The following is a 12,566-nucleotide window of genomic DNA, read 5'->3' as shown; positions in this document are numbered from 1 at the left end:
AATATTAGTTATAAAGCTAAATGTTGATTTTGATCAAAGGGGAGTAACGTGTTTAGACAATACGATTACCCCCTGCATTTTTTGCAACATACATTGCTTGATCTGCATGTTGAATAAGTTGTTGTTCATTCTCGCCCATTTCAGGATAACTGGCGATACCGATACTGACTGAAAGCTGTAATGTATGTTCATCTATCACAAAAGCTTGTTCGCACTCTTTGCGGATTTTTTCAGCTGTTTTTTGTACGTCTGAGCGTAAGCTAATCCCATGAAGTAAGACTAAAAATTCGTCGCCACCTAAGCGCCCAACAGTATCAGATCCTCGAATACACCCTTGCAGCCGAGCTGCAATTGCTTGCAATAATCGATCACCACATTGATGCCCATATGAATCATTAACTTCTTTAAAACCATCAAAATCTATAAATAGTAGCGATAATTCAACTTGCTGTCGGTCAGCTTTCGTTAATGTCGATTGAATTCGGTCAAGTAACAGCATGCGATTGGGTAAACCCGTTAACTGATCATGTCCCACCATATGTTGTAATTGCTTTTCAAATTTTTTGCGCTCGGTGATATCATGAGCAACAGCAATTCTGAACTGATGTGAATCAGACCAGCGGACAGACCATAATATATGCACCACTCGCCCGTCTTTTCTCACCCAACGATTTTCAAAGCGCGGTTTAGAGCCCCCAGATAATAACGTATTTACTGCGTCAAGCGTGATCTCAATATCTTCTTTATAAACAAAGTCGAGCATTGGTTTACCAATTACTTCGCAAGGCTCGTAACCAAAAATGTCTTTAAAAGCCGCGCTCACAAAAACAAATACCCCTTGCTTGTCAACCACGCAAACAGCGTCAAGCATCAGTTCAAGTACATCCGAGAGACAAATCACACCACTATTTTTCATTCAACTCCATGCCTCAAACAGTAAAAATACAGTCTTTATTATTTATTTACAGTACCCATCAGTTAAGCAATCAATCATTGCGTAATAGTGTATAACGTATCTTAGGATACGGTTCATTGCTGTTGAGAGCTATAAAGAAATAATAATATATTGCGATAATAAAACTAATCATAGTGCGTTTTATAAAATACCACATTAAAAAACATACAAATATTAGGCCACGTTATGTTTCTCTGTTAATAAACTAGCTTATTTCTTTAGTTTTGTTCTTTCCTACAGCATTAACTACCGCTTCCTCAATCGAATGTAGTTTAAAAGGCTTTGAAATAAACATATCCATGCCAGCTTCTTTGCACGCAACTTTATCGGTAGATGATGTATTTGCAGTTAATGCCACTATTAAGGTATCTGCATAAGGACAAATATGTTGTGCTCGCAAAATTTTAGTGGCCTCAAGTCCATCCAGCTGCGGCATCACGCAATCCATAAAAATAAGATCGTATTTTTTTTGCTTACACTTTAAAATTGCGTCTTCGCCATCAACTGCAAAATCGGCTTTAATATTTAATTTTTCAAGCGAAGCGTCCAGTACCAATCGGTTTATTTGGTTATCATCAACAACTAAAACCGATAAATTAGTTGCCGCTATGACAACGTTTACCCGAGGATTATTTTCGATTTGTACTGCGCCGACTGCAAGTGGGATATCCACGATAAATGTCGTACCCTGATTAAAAGTACTATCAACCGTTATTGTCCCCCCCATAAAATCAATCAATTCTTTTACGATTGCCAAGCCTAAGCCGGTACCACCTTTACTCTTTTTGGCGTCTATTTCTTGTGTAAAAGGTGAGAACAATGAATCTAAAAATGAGTTGGTCATCCCCCTTCCGCTGTCACACACTTCAAGATGCAAGGCTAATTTATCACCGACTACATTCACATCAGCATTAAATTTTACCAAGCCCAAGCCTTCGTCAGTGAATTTTAACGCGTTACTTAATAAGTTTGACGCAATTTGGCTCAGCCGAGCATTATCGCAATAAGCCCAACAGTCATCTGCTATCGTTATATTTGTTTGAAAATCAACCTTACTATCTCTAAACAATGGAATGTACAACGAAGCAAGATCAACAAAAATTGTTTTTAATAAAAAATGATTTGGTTCGAGTTTTAACTCACCGTGGTTTATTTTTGAAAAGTCGAGCACTTCGTTAATTATACTCAGTAAAATATCCGCGCTACGCAAAGCTATCTTTAGTTTTTCAACTCTCTTATCTTCACGGCGCTCACCTAATAGCGTAGTTAACATTCCGGTTATGCCGTTCAATGGTGTCCTGAGTTCGTGACTTATTTTAGCTAGTAGCATGCTTCTATCTTCTAACATACGCTCTGCTTCTGCTTTTTTATTTTTTAACTCTTCGCGAAGCATGACCGATTCAGTCACGTCTTGTAAGGTACCAAATAACCTCACACATCGACCATTTAATAATTCAGCTTCACCAAATGTTGATACCCACAAAGTCTGTCCATTAGCGGTAACAAGTTCGAGGTCGAGATGCCATTTCTCGCCACTTTGTATTGCAGAGTGCACTGCATTAACGATGCTTTCTCTGCTTTCTCCTGCTTTAAAAAATTCAGTCGCAGCATTAAGATCAGGAACATAGCTATCACTAACTTGGTAAATACGTCGTGTTTGCTCGCTCCAAGTGACTTTATCAGTGAGTAAATCAACTTCCCACGTGCCAATATTTGCTACAGCCTCTAATTTTAACAGCGTATTGTTGTTTTTAATAAGCTGTTCATTGGTGATCTTGCGGGCAAACTCAGCACCCAGCCATTGTGCAAATAACTCAACATAGTCATGGGCTTGTTGTGAAAAGGGAGTTGATACAGCCGGTGATGAAAAGTTAACTGTACCGAATACATTTGAACCGACTTTTATTGGCGCCCCAATATAAGATTCGAGCTGGAAATTTAGGTAACATGGGTGGTTTGCAATGCGACTACTCGACGCTTTATGAAAAGTAAGCGCGGCATTTGCTGCGAGTGTATGTACACAATAAGTGCCTTCTAAATCAAACGTTGTACCAGAAGCTAAAGAATTATCAGGTGTTATAACGTAGAGCACGGTATAAATATTTTGTTCAATTTTACTAACAATCGCGATATCTAAATTAAATACATCAAGCCCAAACTTGAGCAAACTATGCGTTTTCTCGTCAAAACTTTGACTTTGATCAGATACAATATCATGGAAGCTTCGAAGGAAATTCAAATAAATACCTCGTATTATTTTGCATAGCGACAGATGCTATAGCTAAAAAATCTTATCTAACCACTTCATATTGGTTAATTATTATAGCGTGTAATTAAATATTTACCTTACTAAGGAGACTGACCTTTCGGGATTAAAATTTGTTCAATTTAGGTTTAACACTTAGAGCATAGTATGTTTGCCAGTTATGCTGCGTTATCGCCTATTTATGGGGAATTACCACACTACATAAGCTCAGCCTAGCCTAAAAGCCAAACACATTGCTGCAAACTTCGAAATAGAAACACACGCTACCCTAACTTTAGAGTAGAAACTTTTCATCAGCAATAGTTTATTTATATTTTCAGTTAGTTATAAAGCTCCATTTATAAAATAAGGCCTCAATTGAGACCTTATTACTTAACCTAAGCAGGGGTTACTAAGTGGTATGCATTAAAACTGCCACCCGAGCGATGCCCAATAACGGCGTCCGTCTTCGACATAACCATATTCATTCTCAGTGATATCTTTATCAAATAGGTTATAAATACCAAAGCCTAACTTTACGCTTTTAGTCAAAACATAATTACCACCCACATCGGCTAACGTGTAGTTAGGTGCAATTAGGCTGCTTTGTGAAGGTCCTGTGGTTGGTTGACTTTCCTCACCACGATAATGCACACGTAACCACCCCCCTAACTTATCGCTTGGCTGCCAGTTTAACGATGTTTGCACTATATGTTTAGGTAACTGATTGAGAGGACTGCCTTTATATTGCCCGGTTTTTTGCTCAGAATCGGTATAAGTGTAATTAGCGCTTAAACCTAAATCGCTGGTTAAGTCGTAAGAAACTGAAAATTCAAACCCTTGAGTCACGGCTTCATCAACATTTACATAGGTTGTCGGATCTGAACCAAACTGATTTTGGCCATCCGTGCATTGCGTAAGTGGGCATGCAATTCGCGTAATTTTGTCATCAAACTCATTGTAAAACACCGTACTTGAGATTGTGTAATCACCACGTGGATCGTAATAAATACCCATTTCATAATTCAATGACTTTTCAGGACTAAGATCTGGGTTGCCATAGATATTGCCGCCTCGACTTACTTGTCCCCAGTCTGCATTTGATTGACGAATATTAGGCGCTCTAAAACCTGTCGAAATACCACCTTTGATAGTGATAGCCTTAGAGGCGGTATAAACACCATATAAACGTGGACTCCAATGGCCTGAAAAATTATCGTCGTGGTCGTAACGCAAACCTGTGGTGAGCTTAAATTTGTCGCTGGTGCTCCACTCATCCTCAGCAAATACCGACCACTGTTTATTTTCTACATGGGTTAACTCGCTGATCCTATTACTCGTGTAATCATCAAGCACTTCTTTTAAGTAGGCTGCACCAAGCGTCGCGTTATGACCGGCAAAAATCGGTAAAGTCCAACTGGTTTGCGCATCCGTGTTTTCAACAAACATTTCACGAGAAGTATTATCGTACTTATCGTATTTTAAATAGCTGCGCGAGTTACCAAAGTCATAATAACCGTTATGGGTTAACGAGTAAGTTTGTTGCTCATACTCTGTTGTCGATGATTCTGGGCAACCTCTTCGGCCACAGCTTTCACCCGGCGCCAATGGTTCAACTGTTTTACCCAGTGTGTTTTCAAATTTTTGCTGCGCGCTGCCAACCTCTAGCATTATTTCGTGATTATCGTTTGGCGTTAAAATAAACTTTGCTTTAAGGTTACTTTGCTCTTTGCCCCTAAAGCCTGAAGTAAAGTTATCTTCGTCACGTTTTGAAAACTGCCCATATAATTGCACACCTAATAATTCTGGGACAAGTCCACCAGCTGCGAAAAAACTACCTTGATTAGTATTACCTGAGTCGCTACTTTGTTGAACTGTACTGTCTAAACGCAGCTCACCATACCACTGCAGGGGTGTTTTTCGAGTAATAATGTTTATCACCCCACCGATAGCGTCTGAGCCATACAAGGACGACATAGGCCCACGTATCACTTCAATGCGTTCAATTGCAGAGATTGGCGGTGTCCATGCACCTTCAACACCTGGTCCATCACTGTTTGGCCTTGTTTCACGTGATGATTGTCGCTGGCCATCAACTAAAATTAATGTGTATTGGCTAGCCATGCCTCGCAAGCTTATATCTTTGCGATCGCCACCGCCGGTAACCACAACTCCAGGAACATCGGTCATTGCATCGGTTAAGTCACGATAAAAGCGTTTTTCCAGATCTGCGCGATCAATCACACTGATGCTTGCTGGCGCGTCCTTTAACATTTGCTCATAACCTGACGCTGATACCACGATAACTTCCATATCTTGTTTCGTTTCATCAGCTAACACTATTGAGCTGGATAAACTAAGCGCGGTTAAAATGGCGCTAGTTAACGGTATTAACTTACAACTTACCGTGTTCATGATTTTTCTCCGTGACAAATGCAGTTTAAATGATAATAATTAGCGTTTGCATGGTAGTGAGATGTTCCTTTTTCTACAATGTGTATTTTCTTAAAACAGTATTAAGTAAGACTTAACCAAATGAATACAAAATTACTTCGCGCATTAACTGTATTTGTGCGCATTGTTGAAACGGGTAGTATGAGTAAAGCCGCAGTTGATCTTGCCATGACCACATCAGCAATTAGCCAACAAATCAAACAAATAGAGCTTGATATTAAGTTGAGCTTATTTAATCGCAGTCCACGAGAACTGACACTCACCGAGGCTGGCGAGATTTATTATCAAAGCTGTGTAACCATCCTCACCGCTGCAAAACAAGCTGGTGAAAAGCTGCAATTTTTACAAAACAGCCCTAGTGGTCAATTAAAGTTAGTAGCACCGGTTGGATTTGGTGGCGGAATATTAAGTGAACCGCTTAAAAAATTAACCAACCAGTACCCTTATTTTGATGTGCAACTGACTTTATCTGACGAACCCCTTGATATAATAAAGTCGGGCGCTGATTTGGCTATAGCGATTGGCCCGCTGGATGATTCAAGTTTAGTTGCTCGGCCTTTGGCGAAGTGGCCACTCGTATTATGTGTACATAAAAGTCACCCATTGGCTGAGCATTGCACACTGTCGCCTTGGCAGTTAAACCATTATACTCGTATCTCGCATTGCACTGCAGATCACCCATTAACGCATAGTTTAAACAGCCAAAAAAAAGCGCTCCCAAAACCACGTATCGTGGTTAATAACATGCACAGTATTATTCAATTAGTGTGTGATGGCGTTGGTTATGCAATTTTACCAAAGCCAGAAGTACAATCATTATTGCTAGAAGGAGAACTCGTTGAGTTATGCACTGACTGGCAACTGCCAACCTACAGTGTGTATGCAATTACCCCAGCAAGAGATATTTTGGCAGGTAAAACCAAAGTGGCTATCGAAATTTTAAAACAGCACTGTGATGAAATCTCAGATTCATTAAAGCAGTCTGCATAAAGCAAATTATCCTAAACTTACTTGTAACTACTGCAACACAGCGGGTCTATATCTTAAAGTAACTTGTGTATATACTTTATGTATTGAATACCAATGATTGATGCATAATGACAGCGGCAAAAAAGAAGAGTAATTTTTTCAGTAATATAATTTTTAATATTATTTTACCTGCGGTGATTTTAAGCCGCTTTAGTACACCTGATACGTTAGGCCCGGTATGGGCAGTAGTGGTAGCACTTGCTTTTCCGCTGTTATTTGGTTTGTGGGAACTTAAACAATCAGGCAAAGTAAACTTTTTCTCAGTACTTGGCATTATCAGCGTACTACTTACTGGCGGTATCAGTTTATTTGAACTTGACCCAGCTTATATCGCGATTAAAGAAGCGATGGTACCAGCAATTATTGGTGTGATTGTATTGATCAGCCAGTACACCCCTTATCCGCTGATCCGTAAATTACTAATTAATCCTGAATTGCTTGATATTGATAAACTTATGCATTCGTTAGAGCAACAAAACAACACCGCGGTATTTGATGCAAAAATGCGTCTTGCCGGTTTTATTGTTGCCAGTGCGTTCTTTTTATCTGCAACACTCAACTACTTTTTAGCAAAAAGTATTGTTGTTAGTATGCCAGGCACCACAGCTTATGCCGAAGAGTTAGGACGTATGACTTGGTTAAGCTACCCAGTCATTGTGGCGCCGACTATGGTGCTATTAGGCGGAGCAATTATTTTCATTTTTAAGCAAATAGGTAAATTAACTAAACAACCTATCGATGAATTTATATTGCAGTAAGTGGTTACTCAAAAGCCTTAGCGATACATTTTAATAAACCGCCTTACGCAATCTTCAATATATGCTGCTGGCGGTACATCATTAATTTTTGCGTGCCCAAGTGCATGGCGTAATTTCCAATCACCTGTGGCCATGCCCAGTAACTGTAACGTGGCAAACTTAGGGTTGTCGATATCAAGCAAGCCCGCCTGTGCAATACTACATAAGCAGACCTCTACCTGCTGCATCACTACTTTAGGGGCAGCGTCATAAAACAATAAGGCCAACTCAGGGTATTCATCCTTGTGCGCTACGCACGTGTCGTATACTTTCAATGCCTCGGGTGAAAATACCAGTGTAATAAAATTAGTCACAACACGTAGTAAGTTTTCCTCAAGGCTTTGCGATGGCTCAAAACGCTCTTTACGTAAGTTTGAGGAGGAACAATGCGCTGTTACAGTTTCAACAAATAGATTATTTTTGTCTTTGAAATGACTATAAACCGTTTGTTTAGATACTTGGGCTAATTTAGCAATTTGATCCATGCTGGTATTAGGAAAGCCTTTATCCATGAACAAGGTCGTTGCAGCTGTAATAATTTGTTGTCGTTTTTGTTCTGACCGACTTAGGGTAGTTATTTCCATTTTCACCTCAAATCAAACTAGACAGTCTAGTTTGATTGATTTATATTTATACAAAATTAGACTCTTGAGTCCAATTCTAAATCATTCTGCGTCTAGCACAAAGCATAACTGTGTTTAATGCACCTGACTAACCACGCTGATTTAACATGGCGATAAATAAGGATATTATAATGAAAAAATATCTGCTTAGTGCATTCATTTTATTCACACCATTTATATGTTACGGCGAAAGTCTGGTTCATGTAGCTGCCTACACAGTACAACAAGAGGCGGGCTATTATCAAACACGTACGCTTAGTGGCAAAGTGATCATACAAAACGATGCAAAGTTGAGTTTTGAATTTCCAGGAAAAATTGCACAAATTTATTTTGATCAAGGCGAGCAAGTAAAACAAGGCGATATTATTGCACGCCAAAATACGCAGCTTTTAGTTATCGAAGAACAAAAACTCCAGGCGCAAAAACAACGAATTCAAGCACAACTTACCTTCGCTGAACTTGAAAAAAAGCGTTTAGCAGAACTTGATAAAAAGAACTACTCTGCCACCTCGGCACTTGACCAAGTTAAAACCAATATCGCTGTACTTAACGCAGAACTAGCCGCAATAGCAGCAAGCTTGAATGAAGTCAGTATCCGCACTGAAAAGGCACATTTAACCGCGCCATTCAACGGTATTTTAGGCCAGCGCTTTGCCTCACAAGGTGAAATTGTTGCAGCCAGTACACCGATTGTGCGTTTAATCGAAAACCAACATGCGCAAGTTAGCATGGGGATCCCACTGACACTGCAAAGCACCATCCAAAATAGCATGGACATTGAGATTGCCGGACAAAACTTTACTGCACAATCTATCAGTAAAGGAGCGAGTATCGACCCACATACACAAACCTTAACAATGCGCTTTTCTTTGCCAACTAGCGCAGTTGTTTATGCTGGCCAATTAGCAAAATTAACAGTGCAACAATATCAGCAACAAAGCGGTTTTTGGGTGCCTCTTGATGCCCTTGCCGATGGTGTGCGCGGTACTTGGCAGGTTTATCAAATAAAAAACAAGGTACTAAAACCTATCATTGTGCAGCTTTATTATGCCCATGATGGCTATGCGTTTATTGGCGCCCCATTACACAATGGTGCGCAAATTGTTGCCAATGGCATGCATAAGCTGTCGGCCAACATTTCGGTTAATGTTGTTGCAAATCAACCAACCAAGGTGCTGTGATGATCCGCTATTTATTTAATCACGGGCGTGTCCAAGCGCTTTTAGTGGCGTTACTTATCGTTAGTGGTTTAGCTGCGATCAGTGGCTTAGCGCGCAGTGAAGATCCTCGAATAACTAATCGTATCGCTATCGTAACCACTGCTTTACCTGGCGCCAGTGCTGAACGAGTTGAGGTGCAAATAAGTGAGAAAATCGAACAAAAACTAAAATCCCAAGCTGAAGTAAAGCATTTATCGTCGATTTCTCGTCCTGGGCTCTCAGTGATCACCATTGAGCTAAAAGACGAAGTCACGAACGTTAAACCCATTTGGTCGCGAATGCGTGATTTATTAGGTGATGTCAACAACCAGTTGCCAGTAAATGCTTCATCACCGCTACTGGATGACGAGCGTGGCTATGCTTATACTCGTATCTTATCGCTTAACGCCAATGACGATATAACCACATTAGCAACGGTTAATCGCTATGCAAAAGAACTGCAAAATCAATTACGTAATGTTTCAGGTGTGGAGTTGGTGCATTTTTTTGGCCAAGTTGATGAGGAAATTTTAGTTGCGGTTGATCAACAAAAAGCCAGTTTAGCTGGTATTCCTTTAGCGCATATTCATGCAGCTATTCAAGGTGCAGATGCAAAAGTAGCCGCTGGTACCCTTACAAATGACAAATCGCAAATGCAAATTGAAGTGACCGGTGCGTTTGACTCGATTGCTCGCATTGGCGCAATTCCACTAAGTAGTAATCAAAATGCAGGGCAATATCAACTCTCTGATGTAGCCCAAATTACTCGCTCAGTAAAAACCCCCGTGAACGAAATTGCATTAATTGATGGAAAACCCGGTATTTATATTGCGATCCGCATGTTACCAAACTTGCGTATCGATACTTTTTCTAAGCGTGTTGATGTCGCCATCGATAACTTTAGCCAAGACTTACCAAGCCAAATTTTACTCCAAGATATTTTTGATCAACGCGGTTATACCCAAACTCGTTTAGCCGATTTACTCAGCAATATTACCGTGGGGTTTGTGCTTATTCTAGTGGTACTATTTATCACTTTAGGTTTTAAAGCTGCTCTAGTTGTCGGCACCGCGTTACCTTTAACCGTATTGTTTACGTTAGTAAGTATGCAGCTCTATGGCTTACCTATTCATCAAATGTCGGTTACCGGTTTAGTCGTGGCCCTGGGCATTATGGTTGATAACGCCATTGTCATCACCGATGCTGTTCAGCGCTTTCGCCAACAAGGCCTAACAGCTTTAGCCGCAGTAGAAAAAGCCGTGGCACATTTTTGGCTTCCACTGCTTGGCTCAACTCTAACAACTATTTTAGCGTTTGCACCGATTGTGTTGATGCCAGGTGCTGCAGGAGAGTTTATTGGCGGTATTGCCTTAAGTGTTATTTTTGCCTTAATTGGTTCATACCTGATTTCACACTCTTTAGTGGTGGTATTTGCAGGGCAATTTATCAATAACGAACAGCGTACTGGTATCTTTTATCAAGGTATACGCACACCTAAACTCAGTAAACGCTTTGAAGCAACGTTAAAACGTAGCCTAGAAAAACCAATACTCACTTTACTACTGGTCTTTATACTCCCTGTTGCCGGTTTTTTTGGGGCAGGACAACTCACCGAGCAGTTTTTCCCGCCCTCAGATCGCGATATGTTTCAAATTGAAGTGCATTTTGCCCCTCATGTGAGTATTACATCAACTCGACAAGCCATAGAGAAAATGGATCAACTAATTCGGCAATCTGAAGGCATTGAAAAGCTCGATTGGATGATCGGAACTAATTTCCCAAGCTTTTACTATAATATGCTCCAGCGTAATCGCGGCGCCAATAACTATGCGCAAGCGATGGTAAAAGTAACCGACTTTAAACGTGCCAACGAGTTAATAAAAAGCTTGCAAATACAACTTGATAAAGCATTTCCAAACGCACAAACTTTAGTCAGAAAGCTTGAGCAAGGTCCACCATTCAATGCACCAATTGAAATGCGTATTTATGGCCCAAGCCTAGATACTCTCTCTGAACTGGGCCAACAATTACGCACGCAGCTCATTGCTCATAACGATATAACCCACACCCGTCCAACCTTATTGTCGGGCTCGCCTAAACTATGGTTAAACACCGATGAAGCAGCGCTGACTCATGCAGGATTAAGCCTAAGTAATATGGCAACACAACTACAAAACCAGTTCAATGGTGTCGTGGTCGGCAGTATTATTGATAATACCGAAACCGTTCCCGTACGTGTTAGAGTTGCAGATAAGCGCCGAGATGATATTAGCTCGCTATTTAGTACGCAGTTAAATACGCCAGCTAGTTCAAACCAAATAGATACTGCACAACCGCTAGTGGTTGAATCATTTGCCAGTGCAACACTGAGCCCTTCTCGTGGCTCTATCGCTCGCCGTGACGGTGAACGTGTTAATATTATCGAAGCTTATTTAGCAACTGGCGTATTACCGCAAACCGTACTGAATGAAATGACCGCCACCATTGCACAATCAGGCTTTGTATTACCCCATGGCTACAGATTAGAGCTCGGTGGTGAGTCGCAAAAACGCAACGAAGCGGTTGGTAAATTGCTTGGCCAAGTGGGGATTATTGTCGTGTTATTGATCACCGTACTGGTGATGTCATTTAATTCATTTACCACCACAGGGCTAATCTTAATAAACGCCCTGCAAGCTGCAATGCTGGGCTTGCTCAGTGTATTTATTGCTGGCTACCCGTTTGGTTTTACTGTGATCATTGGTTTATTGGGCTTAATGGGACTGGCCATAAATGCCGCCATTGTCATTTTATCAGAGTTAAATTCACTGCAAGCCCTCACTGATAAAAACAAAATCGTTGCCGCTGTGATGACTTGCTCACGCCATATCAGCTCCACGACTATCACCACCGTTGGTGGCTTTTTACCACTCATACTCGCCGGCGGAGGTTTTTGGCCTCCGTTTGCCGTCGCTATCGCAGGTGGTACTGTATTAACCACTGTGTTGTCATTTTACTTTGTTCCTGTGGCATATTATTTAGTATCAAAACGCACGCTACGCACAAAAAAACATGGAATTAACGCACACTAGTAAATTTAAATTAATATCTTTATTTTTAAATTATAAAACACCATTGATATAATATTTTTATGAGGTATGATTACTTTAAATAAGAGGAACATCATGTTTATATTAATATCTCATCCACAAAAAACAAATCTCACCTTCGACATTTAAGCCGAGTGTAACTCTTACACTCGGCAGTCTCACTGTATTATTTTAA

8 protein-coding genes are annotated in these 12,566 nt (G+C 40.4%); 4 read left to right on the top strand and 4 right to left on the bottom strand.

Going from position 1 to position 12,566, the window contains the following annotated elements:
* Window positions 1-52 precede the first annotated feature (52 nt).
* From H5158_RS04485 to H5158_RS04475, 3 genes are all read right to left on the bottom strand, one after another.
* Window positions 53-916, bottom strand: coding sequence for a diguanylate cyclase domain-containing protein (locus tag H5158_RS04485; protein ID WP_182739545.1), 864 nt, complete (start codon window positions 914-916; stop codon window positions 53-55).
* Window positions 917-1,160: 244 nt separating this feature from the next.
* Window positions 1,161-3,194: an ATP-binding protein gene (locus H5158_RS04480; protein WP_182739544.1), complete on the bottom strand. Its 2,034-nt coding sequence runs from the start codon at window positions 3,192-3,194 to the stop codon at window positions 1,161-1,163.
* A 432-nt stretch (window positions 3,195-3,626) separates the two neighbouring features.
* Window positions 3,627-5,615 carry a ligand-gated channel protein gene (locus H5158_RS04475; protein WP_182717759.1) on the bottom strand — a complete coding sequence of 663 codons (1,989 nt, stop codon included), beginning with the start codon at window positions 5,613-5,615 and terminating at the stop codon, window positions 3,627-3,629.
* 120 nt (window positions 5,616-5,735) lie between these two features.
* On the opposite strand from H5158_RS04475, the gene H5158_RS04470 reads away from it, so the two are divergent.
* Complete coding sequence (locus tag H5158_RS04470) at window positions 5,736-6,644, top strand: LysR family transcriptional regulator (protein ID WP_182717758.1); 909 nt, start codon at window positions 5,736-5,738, stop codon at window positions 6,642-6,644.
* 107 nt (window positions 6,645-6,751) lie between these two features.
* Complete coding sequence (locus H5158_RS04465; RefSeq protein ID WP_149980025.1) at window positions 6,752-7,441, top strand: VC0807 family protein; 690 nt, start codon at window positions 6,752-6,754, stop codon at window positions 7,439-7,441.
* Between the two features lie 17 nt (window positions 7,442-7,458).
* Here H5158_RS04465 and H5158_RS04460 read toward each other — a convergent pair whose 3' ends face one another.
* Complete coding sequence (locus H5158_RS04460) at window positions 7,459-8,064, bottom strand: TetR/AcrR family transcriptional regulator (RefSeq protein ID WP_182739543.1); 606 nt, start codon at window positions 8,062-8,064, stop codon at window positions 7,459-7,461.
* A 170-nt stretch (window positions 8,065-8,234) separates the two neighbouring features.
* Between H5158_RS04460 and H5158_RS04455 the strand changes: the two genes are divergently transcribed.
* Both H5158_RS04455 and H5158_RS04450 read left to right on the top strand, forming a co-directional pair.
* A complete protein-coding gene (locus H5158_RS04455) occupies window positions 8,235-9,284 on the top strand; it encodes an efflux RND transporter periplasmic adaptor subunit (protein ID WP_182739542.1) in 1,050 nt (349 codons plus the stop codon).
* Complete coding sequence (locus tag H5158_RS04450) at window positions 9,284-12,373, top strand: efflux RND transporter permease subunit (protein WP_182739541.1); 3,090 nt, start codon at window positions 9,284-9,286, stop codon at window positions 12,371-12,373. The genes H5158_RS04455 and H5158_RS04450 overlap by 1 nt, the downstream gene beginning before the upstream one ends.
* Window positions 12,374-12,566 lie beyond the last annotated feature (193 nt).

Source organism: Pseudoalteromonas sp. SR45-6 (genome assembly GCF_014163545.1).
GTDB lineage: Bacteria > Pseudomonadota > Gammaproteobacteria > Enterobacterales > Alteromonadaceae > Pseudoalteromonas > Pseudoalteromonas rhizosphaerae.
The sequence above is the reverse complement of the archived record's forward strand: the minus strand, read 5'-3'. Positions and strand labels throughout refer to the sequence as shown.

Excerpts from the sequence above, each read along its gene's own strand:
- H5158_RS04475 (WP_182717759.1), bottom strand. The coding sequence starts at position 5,615 with ATGAACACGGTAAGTTGTAAGTTAATACCGTTAACTAGCGCCATTTTA.
- H5158_RS04455 (WP_182739542.1), top strand. The coding sequence starts at position 8,235 with ATGAAAAAATATCTGCTTAGTGCATTCATTTTATTCACACCATTTATA.
- H5158_RS04485 (WP_182739545.1), bottom strand. The coding sequence starts at position 916 with ATGAAAAATAGTGGTGTGATTTGTCTCTCGGATGTACTTGAACTGATG.
- H5158_RS04450 (WP_182739541.1), top strand. The coding sequence starts at position 9,284 with ATGATCCGCTATTTATTTAATCACGGGCGTGTCCAAGCGCTTTTAGTG.
- H5158_RS04460 (WP_182739543.1), bottom strand. The coding sequence starts at position 8,064 with ATGGAAATAACTACCCTAAGTCGGTCAGAACAAAAACGACAACAAATT.
- H5158_RS04465 (WP_149980025.1), top strand. The coding sequence starts at position 6,752 with ATGACAGCGGCAAAAAAGAAGAGTAATTTTTTCAGTAATATAATTTTT.
- H5158_RS04470 (WP_182717758.1), top strand. The coding sequence starts at position 5,736 with ATGAATACAAAATTACTTCGCGCATTAACTGTATTTGTGCGCATTGTT.